Origin of the sequence: Pseudomonas pharyngis (assembly GCF_021602345.1) — a bacterium.
In the GTDB taxonomy this organism is placed as follows: domain Bacteria; phylum Pseudomonadota; class Gammaproteobacteria; order Pseudomonadales; family Pseudomonadaceae; genus Aquipseudomonas; species Aquipseudomonas pharyngis.
The window spans coordinates 1-16,376 of sequence record NZ_BQID01000017.1 but is presented as its reverse complement, the minus strand read 5'-3'; the positions used below and the strand labels follow the sequence as shown (position 1 = coordinate 16,376).

The window sequence follows — 16,376 nt, the reverse complement described above, 5'->3', positions numbered from 1 at the left end:
TGGTGGCAGCCATTCGGTTTTGGTGGTTACTCGTTGCTGTCGTCCTGTTGCCGCTGCATGTCTTCGTCGGCCTTGTAGGCGCGGATGTCGATCAGGGAGGCGACGTGGCGGATGTGGGCGTACTTCGGTGCCTTGCGGCTGGTGTCCAGCGTGGTGATGGGGAGCTGGATGCGGCCGCTGCTGATTTCGGCCGCGAATGATTGCTCGTTGAGGTTGCGAAAGTAGCGTTCGCGAACTCTGTCTAGCGGGATCAGAACGTCGCCGAAGGTGCGAAAGAGCAGCTCGACGGTGGCTGACTCCGGTGCCGGGTGTAGGCGTAGCGGATTTTGGGCTGTGTTACTCATGGCTCTGTTGGGCCTCCTTGCGTTGTTTTCGGGCCGGGTGGTTCCAGGCGTTCAGGCAGTGGGTTCTGGTCAGCTCGCGCAGATGTTCGGGCACTTCGAGGAGCGCGGCGTTGCGCTCCTCTCGTGTCCGCATGGCGATGATCTGGCGGGCGTATTCCCTAGGCCACGTCACGGTTGTCTGCCGGGATGGCAGGCAGGTCGATGCCCAACTGTTCGGCCAGCCAGCGGATGCCGGGTTGTTTCACCCTGGTCGACTGGCTGTACTGCATGCCGAGCTGGTCGTGGTACCACTGGCCGTCCTTGATGCGCAGGTAATCGCGGTCGCGGTTGGGGTAGGCCGGTAGGTTCCTCTCGTTCAGCAGGCCTTTTTCCCGCATGCGAGCGATGAGTTTTGGCCGAGTGAGGCCGAGTTGGGTTGCGGCTTGGGCGAGGGTGCGTTCCATGGCGCCCTCCTCATGCCGCGTGCGCGGCTGGGGTGGCCGCTGCAGCGAGGTGGTTGATGGACTCGGTGACCTTGCCGTAGATCTCGACATCGGTGCCGTAGGCGGTGAAGCAGCGGGTGTGCGGGCTTTTGTTGCCGATGCTCAGGATGGTGGTGACACCTGAGCGCGATTGCGTGCGATGCACCGCGACTTGCAGGGGGTAATCGAAGCCCATATCGAGGCTCAGCACGCCGCCGGTGCGGACCAGCTCGAACACGCGTTGCTTGTCGGAGACTTCGAAGCGGCCATATTCACGGCTGGCATGCGGGCGGTGCACCAGGTCGCTGGTGTTGCTTGCATCGAACGGGCCGTTGGCAATCTCTTCGATAAAGTCGGCCAGCTTGAGGTGCGTTTTTTTGTCGTTCTGCAGGGTCAGCGTGTGGCGTTCGCTGCCCAGCTCGACGACGAAGGTGCTCTCCGTTGTACCGCGTTCGACCTTGAGACGGAACGCCAGGCACTCACGCTTGGGCGCTGTTCGGAGGACGTGGTTGAAGGTCTCGGTCAGGTTGACCTGGGCGTTGAGCAACTGCAGGGTGCGGTTGTCGATTTTGTACTTGATCATGCAGCATGCCCTCCGCCATTCGGATCGAATGGGGTGGGGGCGGGACGTGCGAGCTGTTTCGGTTTGCTGGTGACAAATGAGCAGCCGCTCTCGCGCGCTAAGCGGCGGATTTCGAAGATTCGGAAGGGATCAGCAGCGGCCGGGTGGACGTGCAGGGTTGCTTTGGTGTGCATTGGTTTGTTTCGCTCTGTGGTGGAGAGGAAACAAAAAATTAACCTTTAAGGTTAATTTTTGTCAAGCTTCACTTTATTGAAATGCTTGATAAGCTCTCCCGCACTGGGATTGATGGCAATTGGTCACCAGTAGGGTTTGGTTTCTTTAACTCACTTCTGACTATGGAGCGGTTTGTGAGCGAATATTTTGAGATTGCCTATGCTGCTGCTTCAAAGAGACTGTGTTTTTTTACAGGGACGGGATTCTCAAAATCAGTGACGGGGAACTCTGCTCCAAGTTGGCAAGAGCTCTTAGAGCTTGTATGTAATTCAACAGCTGATCCAGTTTCGTTGAAGCAAGCGCTTTTTCCAGTTTCAGGAACGAATCCTCTAAGTTTAGAGGAAGCAGCTCAGGTTATAGCCTTAGAGTTGGTAAAAGTTGATAAAAGTATTCATTTTGAAATTTCTGAAATAATTAAATCATTGGTGTTGGTGGGTAATAACTCTATAATTAGTAACTTCATGTCTAATAACTATGTAGATGTGGTTACAACTAATTATGATCTTCTTCTTGAGGGGTTGTCTGGGAATGGTTGGCAATCTTTGGCGCCTGGGCTTCCGGTACCTCGCTCTGATGCAAGAGTGCGCATATATCATGTCCATGGTTCTGTAGTTTCACCAGGTAATATGGTTGTGACTTCTGAGGATTATTTTCGCTTTTTAAATAGTGAATCGTATTTCTCAAGAAAACTTAGTACGGTGCTGCACGAGAATACAGTTGTTATTTTGGGCTATTCACTCGGAGATACCAATCTCAAGGCGATAATCAATGAATATAAGGGTTTTTCTAAAGCGCATGTAATTAGCTCTAACATTTTTTTAGTATCAAGGTCTGCTGTAAGTCAATACGTCAAGGATTACTATTATCACTGTTATGGAATCCGAGTCTTGGATTCTTTGCAAGTCCATGATTTTTTCTTCAGGCTCAACCTGTACATGCCTGTCGCGGCACGGTGTACTCAACCCTCATTGGAAAATATTCGGAAAATATTATATGACGGCCAAGAGTACACACCCGCATATCTTCAGGCAGAGAACTCATTTTACGAGATAGTTTCGTCTTTTTCCGCCGTTGGAGTTAGTATTAATACCCCGGCAGTGGTAAATAGTATTGGTAGAATTATTCAAACGAAGCAAGTGTTGAGTTCTGTCAGTGGTGCGTGGGATCAGTACACGCATATGGCAAAGTGGTTGGTTTATTTAGGAGGTATTCTGGAAATAAAGGGCACCTCGATTGAGGGTCTTTATTTGTCGGCAGTCCAGTCTTCTATGGCTAATATGACTAATACATTTCTTTATGGATATTCGTGGGACGCGTTTGCCTGCTGGAATACTGGATGGAATTCCGTCATTGCATCTAATAGGTCAATGATCAAAAGACATATTTTTAACAACCTTATGCTATGGCCTCCGGCGATGGCAGTAGTGAATCAGTGATATTTAACTCGGTGGGAGGCTCTTTGGTTTCATTACAAATCGGAAATCTTCCAGCGCGCACGTCCGCAAATGCTCCAGTCTTCTGTTAGTCGAATTATTCTTTCTGGCCAATCGGGATTAAGAGCATAAAGATAGTGCTCGTTGCCTTCTTTCTTTAATTGCTTAAGCGTGGCTGCTTCGTCGCTAGTTCTTTTTGCTACTACGAAGTGGCCTGGCAGAGCTTCAAGTGAAGGATCGATAACAATTTTATCGCCTTCAAAGAATTTAGGCTCCATGCTTATTCCTTCAACACGTAGTATGAATGCATTGGGGCCTACTGGGCCGGGCGCATCAATCCATTCCTCGGCTTCTATGGGTTCAATCTCTCCATTCATTTCGCACCAAGCGCCAGCCGCGATAGCACCTATTACTGGCAGCTTTCGGCCGGTCATGGTCAATACCGTCGCGTTGTTAAACTCCCCTAGACCAAAGGGCATATCAAGGTAGCCCTGGTGCAAATTCAAGGCTTTTTCAATCTCTCTAGCAATTTGGTCGCCGATGCCCTTGGTCGGATTTTTCCCACCGAAAGCGCTGACTTGAGCCGGCGCCTTCCCTAGCAAATCTGCGATGTCGGTCAGTCTTAGCTTTTTGTCTGCTAGGACGCGTCGGAAATTTTTTAGGCGGGTATCGGAAATTTTCATGACTGGATTCTGAGCAGATTAACCTATAAGGTGAATGTCCTTATAGGTATTGATAAAAATAACCCGCAGGGTTAATATTGAGGCTAGGGAGGTACATATGAGGCTTCGCGAATACATTCACAACCTGGACCTTAGCGGCCAAAAGGCATACGCAATGCGATGCGGCATTGCCGTGAGCTATCTGCGTCTTCACATTAAATATGCAAGCAAAGACCCCAGCATTTCATTAATCAAATCACTGGCTCGCGAGAGTGAGGGACGCGTTTCTCTTGGTGAAGTGTTGGAACATTTCGGAGTTACTGAAGCTCCGCCACTTAGCAATGCGGCGTAGATAGAAAAAAGGCGACCCAAAGGCCGCCCAGTTCCTCCCGACACGCACCACCACAGCGCTGTCGGGTCGCGATAAAGGTAGGCGGGCACACCACATGCAACCACCTCTCTTTATCGCGCTTTTCCAAGGCTCGGAAGCCTTGGTGTTGCTGCCTTTTCCACCACAGATTGGGCAGCTGTTGCGCCAGGGGGGAACAACGGATTGTTCGCCCCGGCACGGTGCCGGTATCGATCCCGAAGATCTAGCCGGCGTTTGGGCCCTTTCAAGCCACGCGGCAAATGTATCACCACTGCATGCCGCGCGGCACTGGCAACTTACAAGGATTAATGCCATGAGCCGTATCATTCTGAGCTCTCGAGACCGGGCGCAGCGGGAAGTTTTGCCGCTCGATCTTGCGCTTTACCATGCTGCCCGGGACTACCCCGGCGGCGCCGCTGCTATCGCCGCCACCACCGGCCGAAATGCGACCACGCTGCAGCACAAGCTTTCCCCGACCCATCCCAGCCACACGGTGAACATCCAAGAGTTCGGTGAGATTCTGGAGTTGACCAAGGATCGCCGCATTCTGGATGCGGTGCATGCGCTGGTCGGTGACACGACCTGGCAGGAGCTGGCCGAGGCGTACACCAATGACATGCCCGAGACGTTGACCACCGGTATCGCGAAATACTTTCGCGAGGTGGCGGATCTGGCGGACACCTGGGCCAAGAGCATTGGTGACGGTGTCGTCACTGATGAGGAACTGGCCGCGATTCGCCTGCAGGTGTTTCGTGGGATTCAGGGCTTGCTGGGGATGTTCAACCGCGCCACGTATGTCAACCAGACGACGCGGGGTGTTGATCGTGGCTGATATCGCTGACTTCGCTAATGACCTGGTGCAAGAGCGTATCGATCAAGCGCTCGCTGCACGCAACGCCGCCAAGCCCGCTTTGGCGGCGCATTCGTTTCTGTACTGTGAAACGTGTGATGACCCGATCTCGGAGGCTCGTCGTTTAGCGTCGCCCGGCTGCACACAATGCGTGGGATGCCTCTCAGTCGAGGAACTGAAGGGGGCTCGCCATGCTGGATGAGGTACTAGGGCAATTCGCCGACTATGGGCTTGAGCCTGCGCAGCCATTGGTGTTCGGTAAGCTCACCCGGTGCAAGACGGCGCAGGACAAGGGCAAGGAGAAGAACGGCTGGTACATCGCCCATGAGCATCGCACAGAGAAGGGCGAGACGCTGATTTTCGGCGCGTTCGGTGACTGGCGTTCAGGTGAGTCGCAGAAGATCAAGGTCAAGGCCGGGCGGATGTCGCCGGAAGAGCGTGAGGTCATGCGCGCTCGGCAGGAGGAGGCCAAGCGCCGCGCTGCAGAGATTGCGGCCAGTGCGGCACGTCGTGCAGCCAAGCGAGCGGCGGGCATGTTCAAGCGCATGCCGGAGAAGGGCCGTAGCGATTATCTGGATCGTAAGCAGATCGTCGGTATCGGTGTTCGGTATGCCCCGCGAACTGGTGCATTCCTGGTGCCGATGTGCAACGTGCGCGACGAGATCGTCGGCCTGCAGGTGGTGTACCCAACCAAACAAGAAGACACCGGTCGCGACAAGACGTATTGGCCCTATGGGATGTCGAAGGAGGGCGCTTTTCACCTGATCGGTCCGCATCCGGATCCGGGTGAGCCGGTGTTGGTGTGTGAGGGCTACGCCACGGGCGCAAGCCTGCATATGGCGACGTCGCTGACCGTGGCCATCGCGTTTGACGCCGGCAACTTGCTGGTGGTGTGCAAGGCGATGCGTGAGCGCTTCGCCGGCTGCCCGCTGATCATCTGCCGGGACGATGACTGGAAGACTACGAAACCGAACGGCGATGCCTGGAACCCTGGTGAAGAGAAGGCCAACAACGCGGCGCTGATCGTCGGTGGCCAGGTGGTTGCGCCGATCTTTTCCGGTGAACGGGAGATCAAGTGGACCGACTTCAATGACCTGCATGTTGCCGAAGGTTTGGAAGCGGTGCGTCGTCAGGTACTGGCGGTGGTCAAGCCGCCGGCCGCTGGTGGCTGGAAAGACATGCTGGCTCGAAGCGAGAGCGGGGCGTTGATCGCGCACATGCAGAATGTCGAGTTGATCCTGGCCAACGATGAACGTTGGGCCGGGGTGATCAGTTACAGCGCGTTCAGTTCGAAGATCGTGAAGCTGCGTGCGGCGCCGTACGGCGGCGGCACGGGCGATTGGGCGGACATCGATGATGTGCGGGTGATGAAGTGGCTCGCGCAGCAGTACAACTTGCGGGTCAAGGCGTCGCATGTGATCGAGGCGGTGAGTGTGGTTGCGCATGACCATGCGTTTCATCCGGTGCGGCAGTATCTGCGCAAGCTTGAGTGGGATCGCGTGCCGCGCCTGGAAAGCTGGCTCACGGATGTCATGGGCGTGAAGGCCACCGATTACTCGAGCAAGGTCGGCAAGCGCTGGATGTTGTCGGCCGTGGCGCGGGTGATGAAGCCGGGCTGCAAGGCTGACTCGGTGATGATTCTTGAGGGTGCGCAGGGCGCCGGTAAGTCGACGGCGATGAGCATTCTCGGCGGCGAGTGGTTCATGGATACGCCGTTCGCCCTGGGCGACAAGGACGGCTTTCAGGCGATACGGGGTAAGTGGATCGTCGAGCTGGGCGAGTTGGACAGCTTCAACAAGGCCGAGAGTACCAAGGCCAAGCAGTTTTTCTCGGCGTCCACCGATACCTACCGTGAGAGTTACGGCCGTCGCACGATGGACGTGCCGCGTCAGTGTGTGTTTGTGGGTACGACGAACCAGGACGAGTACCTGAAGGACGCGACCGGTAACCGCCGTTATTGGCCGGTGGCGTGTACCAAGGTGGATCTGGAGCTGTTGCGTTCGATCCGCGATCAGCTGTGGGCTGAGGCAGTGTTCTGTTACGACGCGGGCGACCTTTGGTGGGTGACGCTGGATGAGGCGGCGATGTTCGGCGAGGAGCAGGACGAGCGCTTTGTGGTGGACGAGTGGGAAGGGCCAATTCTGACCTGGCTGGAAGAGTCGCAGATCGGCGAGACCACCACCGGTAGCGAAGTGCTGAGCAGTGCGTTGAAGTTGGACTTTGGGCATTGGGGCAAGCCTGAGCAGATGCGCGTCGGGGCGATCATGCATCGGTTGGGATGGCGCCGTGTTCGGATGCCTCCGTTGGTGAAGAGTGGCCAGCGGCCGTGGGCTTACAAGAAACCGGCAGGTTGGGGCGGTGCTTCGGCGTTGAAGCGGGAACCGATTGAGGAGCCTTGCTTTGATTAAGGAGATCGATTCGCTGCTTCGGTTGTGGGCGCAGGAGCTGCATTCCGAACATTCGAAAGGGGGGCTTGCTGGGGGGAACATGGTTGCCATGATGATGGAGAGCAATGGGCAACTTATCCGTGGACGGCGGGCCTTTCGTGCGCCGCTGGAGAGTTCTCTCGACATCGAGCTGATCGTGACCAAGCATCTGGCGCCCGAGCTGGTGACGGTTGTGCGGGAGCATTACTGCATGCTCGATGTTGATATGCGCTCGCGTTACGCACACTGCGGTTGCGGCCGCGATACGTACTACCAGCGTCTGCATGACGCACACCTGCAGATCTTCGGGGTGATGATGGGGATTGCTGCGTGACCCCAGGCATTCGTCCGGCTGTTGCTGTCCCACTGGCCCGTCTTGTCCCGCTGCGTTTCGATGCAGTGGGACAGGTGCGGGCCTTGTCGTTGTTGGGTTGTCCCACCGTCCCGCTACAAAGTGCCTCCCGCCCGTGTAAGCGTAGCGGGCAGCAATACGCGCGTTTCGCGCGCACGCGTGTTCTTTAAGATTCTTCCTTACACGAGAAAGGAGAAATCAAAGTAGGACAGTGGGGCGAAGCCCCGAATTTAGGCGCTTTCAGGCGTCCCACTTCGATTCTGAAAAGTGGGACAGATGGGACGCCGCCGAAACAGCAGCATGCCGGGGTGGGATATTCGCCGACATTCGCTAGGCGTTCACCCGGTGTTACCCACTTATTCGCCGGGTGGCATTAAACCGGGGTTGCTGCCACCGGAATCGACCTGTAAAAAGTAGTCATCTTCGATAGGTGCGACCGCAGAGAGCGGCAGGCACCACACCACCAAACCCGGCCATTGCGCCGGGTTTTTGCGTTTAGGGGTTGGCGATGACAAACGAGCAACAAGCGCTGGCAGAGATGCCGATCTGGTTAGTGATCGTCCTGGCCCTGGTCGGCGGCGTATCGGGGGAGATGTGGCGGGCCGACAAGGATGGGGCGCGGGGCTGGGCATTGTTGCGCCGCCTCGCGCTTCGGTCCGGGGCCTGCATTGTCTGCGGGGTGTCGGCGATGATGCTGATGATCGCAGCCGGCATGACGCTCTGGACGGCGGGCGCCTTGGGTTGCCTGACGGCAATGGCCGGTGCCGATGTGGCCATCGGGTTGTACGAACGCTGGGCTGCCAAGCGGCTGGGCGTCTGCGAAGTCCCGCCAGCCGGGGGCGAGCAGGGGTGATGCACCGATCTGGGACGCCGAAAACCGCCGGGGACCCTGGCGAATTTCGGGGGGTACGGGGTCGGAAACCCGCGGGAAAGTGTTAGCGGGAGCGCCCCCAGCTTACTGAAATTCAATCCATTGAAATTGAAAGGTCTGCATTGAAAAGCCGTTGAAAGGAGGGCTTATGACAGAACCAACCTACCTGTCGAAAAGCGCCTTCGCGGCGCGGATCGGCAGGGCACCGAGTTACATCACCTGGTTGAAAAACAACAACCGACTGGTGCTGTCGCCAAACGGAAAACTAGTGGACGTGCAGGCCAGCGAAGCGTTGATTCGCGACACCGCTGACCCAAGTAAAACCGCCGTCGTTGACCGGCACCAACAAGACCGGATTCAGCGCGACGTTTACAGCCAACTTTCCCCCACGACCGAGCCGACTTCCACGGCTGCGCCGCCGCAGGTGCTTACCGGCGAAGGCAAGCTTCCCGACTTCCAGAAAGCCCGCGCCCTGCGCGAACACAACATGGCCAAGCTGGCCGAGATCGAGTTGGGCAAAGCACAAGGCTCACTGGTCTCCAAAGAGGCAGTCGAGACAGGTGCCTACAACGCCGGCCGCTTGCTGCGCGACCAACTGTTCGGCCCGCTGCCGCAACTGTCCCACGATCTCGCGGCCATGACCGATCCCTGGCTGATCGAAAAACACCTGACGGCCACCTTCCGTCGAACGCTGGAAGAGGCCGAGCGCCTCTCATCAGCCGACCTTGAACACGCCATGACAACGGACTGAACCCATGCACACGGAATTTCCTGACGGTGCAGAGGTGTACCGTGAGGCTTATTTCCGTGGACTGCGCCCCGATCCTGATCTCTGGATCGATCAATGGGCCGACGAGTACATGCGGATCCCGCGAGACACCGGCGCCCCAGAGCCCGGCCAGTACCGCACCTCACGGACGCCTTATGCCCGCGAGCCCATGCGTTGCCTGTCGCCGGCTCACCCCTGCAGACGCGTGGTCACCATGGTGGCCTCGCAGTTGATGAAAACCCAGATCGCCCTGAACTGGATGGGCGGCCTGATCCACATGGCGCCCTCCAACATCCTGGCGCTGCTGCCCAGCCTCGGCCTGTCCAAGCGCGTGTCGGGGCGGATCAGCAAGACCATCAAGGCCACCCCCGTTCTGCGCGAGCGGGTTGCGGCCACCCGCTCACGGGATGCCCGCAACACGATGGATACCAAGGAATTCGAGGGCGGCTCGCTGTACGTCACAACCGCCGGTTCTGCGGCCAACCTGTCGGAGCTGTCGGCACGCTACATCTACGGCGACGAGGTCGACCGTTGGGAGAACGATGTCGGCCAGGAGGGCGATCCCATCAAGCTGGCAGAGACGCGGGCGACCAACTTCGGTCGCAACGCCAAGATCTACTTCTCCAGCTCGCCGACGATCAAGGGCGCCTCGCGGATTGCCGACCTGTTCGAGTCCAGCGACCAGCGTTACTACTACGTGCCGTGTCCCACCTGCGGCCATATGCAAGTGCTGGAATGGGAACGCCTGCTCTACAGCAAGGACTACAGCACCGTCCATTACCAATGCGCAGCCCCTGAGTGCGACGTGCTGATCGAGGAGCACCATAAGAGCGACATGCTCGCCCGAGGCGAGTGGCGCGCACATGGTAGCGGCGACGGCAAGACCGTCGGCTTCCATCTCAACTCACTCTACTCGCCCACCGGCTGGATGGACTGGGCCTCGCTCGCCGAAGAATTCGAGGACGCAAAAAAGGCTCAGGCTCAAGGCGATACAAGCCTGATGCAGGTGTTCTACAACACCCGTCTGGCCAAGGTTTGGGACAGCGCACTTGAACAGACCAAGGCGGAAGTGCTGATCGCCCGGGCGCGGCAGGAGACCTACACCCTCGGCGCGATGCCGGCCGGTGTGCTGATGCTGACCGGTTCCGTCGACGTTCAGGCCAACCGCCTGGAAATGATGGTGATGGGTTTCGGCGTCGGCATGGAGCGCTGGGTGGTCGATCACCAGGTCATCTGGGGCGATCCAGCCGACGAGCGCACCTGGTCCGTACTGGACGAAAAGCTCAAGGCTCGCTACCGGCATCCTTGCGGCGTCGGCTTGGGCATCCTTGCCGTTGGCGTCGACTCCGGCGGTCACCACACCGACGAGGTCTATCAGTTCTGCCGTGTGCGTCGTTGGCGCAACGTGTTTGCCATCAAAGGCGCGAGCAAGCCGGGTAGGCCGGTCATTGCACAGCGCCCGTCCCTGGTCGACGTGACCTGGAAAGGCCAGACCGAACGCAACGGCGCCGAGCTCTGGTTCGTCGGCACCGACACGGCAAAGGATTGGATCTACAACCGCTATCCGTTCCCGGACGGCCCGGGCTCGCTGCACTTTGCCAATGACCTGCCGGACGAGTTCTTCGTCCAGTGTGTCGCCGAGCGCAAGGTCGTGCGCTACGTGCGCGGCCACAAACGCATCGAATGGGTCAAGGGCAAGGCCGAGCGCAACGAAGCGCTCGACCTGATGGTGTACTGCCTGGCCATGGCCCATTACCTCGGCATCAATCGCTACCAGGAACACGACTGGGATCGGGTGCGTCAGGCACTGGCCCAGTCTGGTCTGTTCGACGACGCGCTTGGCGTCAAACCGGTTCAGGGTGAGCGCGTTGATGGAGGCCAAACACCTGAACCTGCTGCTGTGCGACAGGCTCAAGTCGCGGCACCACCACCTGCTGCGCCGGTCGTGCAGGCACGCCCAGCCGCACCCCCTCAACGCCGCAGTTCCACCAGCGGTTATCTGAAGAGACGCTGATATGTCCTTTACCCAGAAACACCTCGAAGCTATCGAGCGCGCCATCGCACGCGGTGAAAAGACCGTGCGCTACAGCGACCGAACGGTGGAATACCGCGACGTCGACGAACTGCTCCGCGCTCGTGAAGAAATCCGCAGTTCGCTAATCAGCGCTGCCGCTCCGCGCTCGCGGGTCGTGCGGCTCAGTCACGGAGGCAAGGGAATCTGATGTCTCGACAATTTCCGGCTCTGACCCGTAGCGGATTTTTGCTGCCATCGAACATCAAGGCCAGCTACGAAGGCGCCGGAGAGGGCCGTCGTTCGGCCAGTTGGGATGCTTCCGATAACGGCATCAACAGCATCAACACCCCGGCGCTACGCAACCTGCGAGCCCGGTCGCGGGCAGCGGTACGCAATGACCCGTATGCGGCCAACGCGATCAACAAGCGTGTCAGCAACCTAATCGGCACCGGTATCACGCCTCGCCCGAAGGTCAAGGACGAAGCACTGCGAACGCTGCTGCAGGAACTTTGGGACGACTGGGCCGACGAGTCGGATGCAGACGGCCTCTGCGACTTCTACGGGCAGCAGGCACTGGTGGCTCGCACCGTCGAAACGGCGGGCGAGTGCTTTGTCCGATTGCGTCCGCGTAGTCTCGACGATGGACTGGTCGTGCCGCTGCAGCTGCAGACCCTGGCGCCGGAGTTTGTGCCGCACGACAAATTCGAAACCACTCGCGATGGCAACATCATTCGCGCCGGGATCGAGTTCAACCCGGCCGGCAAGCGCGTGGCCTATTGGATGTACCGCTCGCACCCGCGTGACGCGTCGTCGCTCAACAGTGGCTACAACCAGCTGGTGCGTGTACCGGCCAGCCAGGTGCTGCACATCTTCGAACCGCTGGAACCGGGTCAACTACGCGGCGTGCCTCGCATGTCACCAGTCCTCAAGCGACTGCGTAGCCTGGACAACTACGACGACGCGGTACTGTTCCGGCAAGAGGTGTCCAACCTGTTCGCTGGTTTCATCAAACGTCCGTCGCCGGACATGGGCCAGGTTCCTCGCGACCCGGTCACCGGCCAGTTGATCACCGCCGACCGCGACGGCTTCACGCCGATGGTCGCGCTGGAGCCCGGCACCATGCAGGAGCTGGGCGCCGGTGAGGAGGTCGAGTTCTCCAAACCACCGGATGCCGGCAACAACTACCCGGACTTCATGCGTCAGCAACTGATGGCCGCAGCAGCCGGCACCGACACGCCTTACGAGATCCTCACCGGTGACATGAAAGGCATCAACGACCGGGCGCTACGAGTGGTGCTGAACGAGTTCCGGCGCCGCCTTGAACAGCTGCAATTCAACGTCTACATCCACCAACTCTGTCGACCGGTACGCGCCGCGTGGCTGGACATGGCCGTGCTGGCTGGAGTGATTGACCTACCGGACTACGCCAGTCGCCGCCGCGAATTTCTGCGCACTCGCTGGGTGCCGCAAGGCTGGGCCTACATCCAACCAGTACAGGACGTGCAAGCGCGAATGCTGGAGGTCAACGCCGGATTCGCCTCGCGCAGTGAGATGTGCCTGCGCACAGGCTACGACGCCGAAGCCGTCGACGCGGAGAACGCGGCTGACGCCCAACGTGCCCGCGACCTGGGCCTCAATTACCGAACGCTCGTCGAGGTCGATACCCACCCTGACGACCAGGAGAAACCATGAAACCGCCGTTTCCTCTACGGATCTTCAACAAACTGGACGGGCAGCTGCCCGTGAAAGACAAACACTGGTACAGCCTCCGGGCCAGCGGTGAAGCCGAACAACGCACAATCGAGGTGTACGTCTACGGCGAGATCGGTGCCTGGGGCATCACCGCCAATCAGTTTGTGCGTGATTTGGCGGCGCTTGATGACGGCGTGTCGCCCGTCGTTGCAGCCTTCAACAGCATCGGGGGCGACCTGTTTGATGGTCTGGCTATTCACAACGCCTTGTCGCGATTGGGCGAACGCTGCACTGGCCGGGTTGATGCCCTAGCTGCCAGTGCCGCGAGCGTTGCAGTCTGCGGCGCTCATCGCGTGGTCATCGCGGAAAACGCCGCGCTGATGATCCACAACCCGTGGACGTATGCCTCGGGTGATGCCGAGGACATGCGCAAGGTGGCGAACGCGCTGGATCAAGCGCTGGAGCTCATCATCACGGCCTACAAGGCCAAGGCGCCGAACATCGACGAAGTCGAGCTGCGGCGTCTGGTCAATGCCGAGACCTGGCTGACGGCCCGCGAAGCGGTGGCCCTCGGGTTGGCCGATGAGGTGGGCGACGGCGTACAGATCAAAGCATGCCTGGGACAGGGCACGGTGATGCAGAAATACCAGCACACGCCCCAGGCGCTGCTGGATCTGCTCAACGAGCCCGCGAAACCGACCGAGCCGGTGATCGACGATCCTCAACCCCCGGAGCCTGGTGCGGATGCGGCGGCGCTGGCTCTGCTGATCAGCAAGTCCTGTAACCAAGGCGGAATGAGCAACCTCATCGAGCCACTGCTGGCCACCACCAAGTTGGTCGATGAGGCGACCGTGAAGGCAGCGATCACCCAGGCCAAGTCGATCCGCGATCTGTGTGTTGCCGCCCGGCTGCCAGAGTTTGCGGTGGAGTTTGTGCAGGCCGGACTGGATACCAGCGCCGTGCGTGCGCGGCTCTTCGACAAAGTCGTGGGGAAGGGCGGAGGCTTCGAGATCGACAACAGCCTGCCACAGAACGAAGACCCGGCTCCCAAAATTCAAGCCAAACAACCCGATCCGCCGTCGATCTGGGCGGCACGTCAGGCCGCTCAATCTCAAGCCTCTAAAGGAGCAAGACCATGACCATCAAACGCGAACCGATGCATGCAGGTGAGTTCCTGCTGTCCGAGGGCGCCGGGACCATCTCGCGAGAAGCAATCAATGTTGCGGCTGGTCCGGCGCTGGAGCCGGGTCAAATCCTCGGCCTGGTGGCTACGACCAGTGAATTCGCCCCGTACAACCCGACCGCCGAAGACGGCACGGAAAACGCCGTCGCCATTCTCTACGGCCCACTCGGCGAATCGGACGTCGTTCGTCGCGGTCGCGCCGTGGTGCGGTTGGCCGAGGTCAGCGAAGCACACCTGACCGGCCTGGATCTGGCCGCCGAGAAAGCCCTCGCCACTCACTTCGTGATCGTCCGCTAAGTCGATCCTTCTTTTGTAAGCATCCCGCCGTGTGCGGGATTTTTCGTTTCTGGAGACTACCCATGGCCGATATCGCCATTTTTGACGACGAAGCATTCAGCGTCGATTCGCTGACCGCTGCACTCAACGATCAGCCTTACTTGCCGGGGCGCATCAGCGCGCTGGGTCTGTTCCGCGAGGAAGGCATCACCACTCTGACCGTGCAGATTGAAAAGGACGGCGACACTCTGGCCCTGGTGCCGGCGGGTGAGCGTGGCACGTCCGGCTTGGTGGTCGCAGGCAGCAAGCGCAACCTGATCCCGTTCAACACCGTGCACCTGCCGGAGCGCTTCACCATCAAGGCCGACGAGATTCAAGGCATCCGCGCCTTCGGTACCCGCACTGAACTGCAGGCGGTGCAGGACGTAGTCAATGCACGGTTGGCCAAGGCGCGGCGCCAGTTGGACGCCACGCACGAGTTTCAGCGCATGGGCGCATTGAATGGTCAGATCCTCGACGCCGATGGCTCGACGGTCCTGCTGGACCTCTATGACCGCTTCGGTGTGCAGCGTCAGAAGCTACCGATGGGGTTGGCAGACCCGAGCACTGAGCTGCGGGTTAAATGCGGTGAAGCCCTGGACATGCAGGAAGATGCACTCGGTAGCGTGACAAGCACCGGAGCTCGCGCCTTCTGCGGCAAGAACTTTTGGAACAAGCTGATCATTCACAAGTCCGTCAAGGAGACCTACCTCAACAGCCAGCAGGCAGCCGCCCTGCGCGGTGATGCTCGTGAAAGCTTTGAGTTCGGCGGCATCATCTGGGAACGCTACCGTGGCAAGGTGGCCGGTGTGTCGTTCGTGCATGACGACAAGGCGCTGCTGATCCCTGAAGGCGTGCCGGATCTGTACATCTCGGTGTTTGCGCCGGCTGACTACATGGAAACGGTCAACACCCAAGGCATTCCGTACTACAGCATGATCGAACCGTTGCCGTTCAAGAAAGGCATGGCCGGTGAAGCCCAGTCCAATCCGCTGCACCTGTGCACACGACCACGGGCGCAGATTCTCCTGGAGCTGTAACCATGGCCTTCCGGGAGCTGCTGGAAGACCTCGACGACACGGTGTTCGAAACCCTCGGCGACACGGCCCGGATCGAGGGCTACGACGAACCGGTGCTCGGCATGTTCGCGGCACCGTGGATGCAACCCAAGATGGGCAGCGTCAAAACGGCGTTGCGCGAGCCGAAGTTCGAAATCCGCGTCCGTGATTCGCACGGCCTGAAAAAAGGGCTGCTGGTGAGCGTAGATCTGCCGGAGCTGGACGGCGGCGGCGACTACGACCTGCTGCAGCTGGAGCCGGGCGGTGACGGACTTGTCGCCTTGATCCTGAGGAAACGACCATGAGTGTCGGCAGATACTTCAAGCCCTCGGCCGGCGGCGGGATGATCTCCCTGCAGACCTCGGCGGCAGACCTGAAAGCCTTTCAGGATTTCGCCGCCCTGGTGCCCAAGGCTGCCGCCGCTGCTCAGCGCCGAGCCATCAACAAAACCCTGCGTTGGCTCGCCACACACATCGCCCGCGCTGTCGGCCGTCAGGAACGTATCGCCGTGGCAGCAGTGCGGCAGCGCCTGCGGGCCTACCCGGTCAGCGGGGGAGCCAACAGCGGCAAACTCTGGTTTGGCCTCAACGCCATGGAAGCCAGTCGCATCGGTCGTCCTCGGCAGAGTCGGTCCGGTGTATCGGTGGCCGGTCGACGCTTTCAGGGCGCGTTCTTCAAGAAGGTCTACGGCAACAGCGCGGACGTCTGGATCCGCACAGCCAGCAAGCATTTCGACGCCCGTGACTACCCCGACAGCGATGTCAGCGGGGCGGGCGGGGC

The 16,376-nt window shown here is 59.2% G+C and carries 20 protein-coding genes; 15 read left to right on the top strand and 5 right to left on the bottom strand.

Annotated features, from left to right (window positions below):
- Positions 1-26: 26 nt before the first annotated feature.
- From L6D74_RS25770 to L6D74_RS25755, 4 genes are read right to left on the bottom strand one after another with little or no spacing between them, the layout of a single operon-like run.
- Positions 27-344 carry a pyocin activator PrtN family protein gene (locus tag L6D74_RS25770; RefSeq protein ID WP_236190981.1) on the bottom strand — a complete coding sequence of 106 codons (318 nt, stop codon included), beginning with the start codon at positions 342-344 and terminating at the stop codon, positions 27-29.
- On the bottom strand, positions 337-477 hold the full coding sequence (locus L6D74_RS25765; protein ID WP_169431171.1) for a hypothetical protein: 141 nt from the start codon (positions 475-477) through the stop codon (positions 337-339). The genes L6D74_RS25770 and L6D74_RS25765 overlap by 8 nt, the downstream gene beginning before the upstream one ends.
- 25 nt (positions 478-502) lie before the next feature.
- A complete protein-coding gene (locus tag L6D74_RS25760; protein WP_236190980.1) occupies positions 503-787 on the bottom strand; it encodes a phage antirepressor KilAC domain-containing protein in 285 nt (94 codons plus the stop codon).
- Positions 788-797: 10 nt separating this feature from the next.
- Entirely contained in the window at positions 798-1,388 is a 591-nt protein-coding gene (locus L6D74_RS25755; protein WP_236190979.1) for a hypothetical protein, read from the bottom strand.
- Between the two features lie 347 nt (positions 1,389-1,735).
- Between L6D74_RS25755 and L6D74_RS25750 the strand changes: the two genes are divergently transcribed.
- Positions 1,736-3,037, top strand: a complete 1,302-nt coding sequence (locus tag L6D74_RS25750; protein WP_236190978.1) for an SIR2 family NAD-dependent protein deacylase — start codon at positions 1,736-1,738, stop codon at positions 3,035-3,037.
- Between the two features lie 32 nt (positions 3,038-3,069).
- Here L6D74_RS25750 and L6D74_RS25745 read toward each other — a convergent pair whose 3' ends face one another.
- Positions 3,070-3,717: a LexA family protein gene (locus tag L6D74_RS25745; RefSeq protein ID WP_236190977.1), complete on the bottom strand. Its 648-nt coding sequence runs from the start codon at positions 3,715-3,717 to the stop codon at positions 3,070-3,072.
- A 662-nt stretch (positions 3,718-4,379) separates the two neighbouring features.
- Between L6D74_RS25745 and L6D74_RS25740 the strand changes: the two genes are divergently transcribed.
- The 14 genes from L6D74_RS25740 to L6D74_RS25675 form a co-directional block, all read left to right on the top strand.
- The gene (locus L6D74_RS25740) at positions 4,380-4,898 is read left to right on the top strand and encodes a phage regulatory CII family protein (RefSeq protein WP_236190976.1); all 519 of its coding nucleotides are present in this window, start codon (positions 4,380-4,382) and stop codon (positions 4,896-4,898) included.
- The gene (locus L6D74_RS25735; RefSeq protein WP_236190975.1) at positions 4,891-5,118 is read left to right on the top strand and encodes a TraR/DksA family transcriptional regulator; all 228 of its coding nucleotides are present in this window, start codon (positions 4,891-4,893) and stop codon (positions 5,116-5,118) included. Before L6D74_RS25740 ends, L6D74_RS25735 begins: the two co-directional genes overlap by 8 nt.
- Complete coding sequence (locus L6D74_RS25730) at positions 5,108-7,324, top strand: VapE domain-containing protein (RefSeq protein ID WP_236190974.1); 2,217 nt, start codon at positions 5,108-5,110, stop codon at positions 7,322-7,324. Before L6D74_RS25735 ends, L6D74_RS25730 begins: the two co-directional genes overlap by 11 nt.
- Complete coding sequence (locus tag L6D74_RS25725) at positions 7,317-7,676, top strand: PA0613 family protein (RefSeq protein ID WP_236190972.1); 360 nt, start codon at positions 7,317-7,319, stop codon at positions 7,674-7,676. Before L6D74_RS25730 ends, L6D74_RS25725 begins: the two co-directional genes overlap by 8 nt.
- Positions 7,677-8,202: 526 nt before the next feature.
- Positions 8,203-8,547: a phage holin family protein gene (locus L6D74_RS25720; protein ID WP_119427028.1), complete on the top strand. Its 345-nt coding sequence runs from the start codon at positions 8,203-8,205 to the stop codon at positions 8,545-8,547.
- 166 nt (positions 8,548-8,713) lie between these two features.
- The gene (locus L6D74_RS25715) at positions 8,714-9,316 is read left to right on the top strand and encodes a terminase small subunit (protein WP_236190970.1); all 603 of its coding nucleotides are present in this window, start codon (positions 8,714-8,716) and stop codon (positions 9,314-9,316) included.
- Between the two features lie 4 nt (positions 9,317-9,320).
- Positions 9,321-11,348 carry a phage terminase large subunit family protein gene (locus L6D74_RS25710; RefSeq protein WP_236190969.1) on the top strand — a complete coding sequence of 676 codons (2,028 nt, stop codon included), beginning with the start codon at positions 9,321-9,323 and terminating at the stop codon, positions 11,346-11,348.
- Position 11,349: 1 nt separating this feature from the next.
- Positions 11,350-11,556 (top strand): phage head-tail joining protein, encoded by a 207-nt coding sequence (locus L6D74_RS25705; RefSeq protein WP_134785639.1) that lies wholly within the window; start codon positions 11,350-11,352, stop codon positions 11,554-11,556.
- Positions 11,556-13,040 carry a phage portal protein gene (locus tag L6D74_RS25700; protein ID WP_236190967.1) on the top strand — a complete coding sequence of 495 codons (1,485 nt, stop codon included), beginning with the start codon at positions 11,556-11,558 and terminating at the stop codon, positions 13,038-13,040. Before L6D74_RS25705 ends, L6D74_RS25700 begins: the two co-directional genes overlap by 1 nt.
- Positions 13,037-14,179, top strand: coding sequence for a head maturation protease, ClpP-related (locus tag L6D74_RS25695; RefSeq protein WP_236190965.1), 1,143 nt, complete (start codon positions 13,037-13,039; stop codon positions 14,177-14,179). The genes L6D74_RS25700 and L6D74_RS25695 overlap by 4 nt, the downstream gene beginning before the upstream one ends.
- Entirely contained in the window at positions 14,176-14,520 is a 345-nt protein-coding gene (locus L6D74_RS25690) for a head decoration protein (RefSeq protein WP_236190963.1), read from the top strand. The genes L6D74_RS25695 and L6D74_RS25690 overlap by 4 nt, the downstream gene beginning before the upstream one ends.
- A 62-nt stretch (positions 14,521-14,582) precedes the next feature.
- Positions 14,583-15,578 carry a major capsid protein gene (locus L6D74_RS25685; protein ID WP_236190962.1) on the top strand — a complete coding sequence of 332 codons (996 nt, stop codon included), beginning with the start codon at positions 14,583-14,585 and terminating at the stop codon, positions 15,576-15,578.
- A gap of 2 nt (positions 15,579-15,580) precedes the next feature.
- Complete coding sequence (locus L6D74_RS25680; protein ID WP_236190960.1) at positions 15,581-15,901, top strand: head-tail joining protein; 321 nt, start codon at positions 15,581-15,583, stop codon at positions 15,899-15,901.
- A partial coding sequence (locus L6D74_RS25675) for a hypothetical protein (protein ID WP_236190959.1) occupies positions 15,898-16,376 on the top strand: 479 nt, incomplete at its 3' end. The genes L6D74_RS25680 and L6D74_RS25675, both read left to right, overlap by 4 nt.

Coding starts and splice junctions, on each gene's coding strand:
- L6D74_RS25755 (WP_236190979.1), bottom strand. CDS start 1,388: ATGATCAAGTACAAAATCGACAACCGCACCCTGCAGTTGCTCAACGCC.
- L6D74_RS25760 (WP_236190980.1), bottom strand. CDS start 787: ATGGAACGCACCCTCGCCCAAGCCGCAACCCAACTCGGCCTCACTCGG.
- L6D74_RS25720 (WP_119427028.1), top strand. CDS start 8,203: ATGACAAACGAGCAACAAGCGCTGGCAGAGATGCCGATCTGGTTAGTG.
- L6D74_RS25695 (WP_236190965.1), top strand. CDS start 13,037: ATGAAACCGCCGTTTCCTCTACGGATCTTCAACAAACTGGACGGGCAG.
- L6D74_RS25765 (WP_169431171.1), bottom strand. CDS start 477: ATGCGGACACGAGAGGAGCGCAACGCCGCGCTCCTCGAAGTGCCCGAA.
- L6D74_RS25680 (WP_236190960.1), top strand. CDS start 15,581: ATGGCCTTCCGGGAGCTGCTGGAAGACCTCGACGACACGGTGTTCGAA.
- L6D74_RS25705 (WP_134785639.1), top strand. CDS start 11,350: ATGTCCTTTACCCAGAAACACCTCGAAGCTATCGAGCGCGCCATCGCA.
- L6D74_RS25770 (WP_236190981.1), bottom strand. CDS start 344: ATGAGTAACACAGCCCAAAATCCGCTACGCCTACACCCGGCACCGGAG.
- L6D74_RS25710 (WP_236190969.1), top strand. CDS start 9,321: ATGCACACGGAATTTCCTGACGGTGCAGAGGTGTACCGTGAGGCTTAT.
- L6D74_RS25740 (WP_236190976.1), top strand. CDS start 4,380: ATGAGCCGTATCATTCTGAGCTCTCGAGACCGGGCGCAGCGGGAAGTT.
- L6D74_RS25715 (WP_236190970.1), top strand. CDS start 8,714: ATGACAGAACCAACCTACCTGTCGAAAAGCGCCTTCGCGGCGCGGATC.
- L6D74_RS25730 (WP_236190974.1), top strand. CDS start 5,108: ATGCTGGATGAGGTACTAGGGCAATTCGCCGACTATGGGCTTGAGCCT.
- L6D74_RS25745 (WP_236190977.1), bottom strand. CDS start 3,717: ATGAAAATTTCCGATACCCGCCTAAAAAATTTCCGACGCGTCCTAGCA.
- L6D74_RS25690 (WP_236190963.1), top strand. CDS start 14,176: ATGACCATCAAACGCGAACCGATGCATGCAGGTGAGTTCCTGCTGTCC.
- L6D74_RS25685 (WP_236190962.1), top strand. CDS start 14,583: ATGGCCGATATCGCCATTTTTGACGACGAAGCATTCAGCGTCGATTCG.
- L6D74_RS25700 (WP_236190967.1), top strand. CDS start 11,556: ATGTCTCGACAATTTCCGGCTCTGACCCGTAGCGGATTTTTGCTGCCA.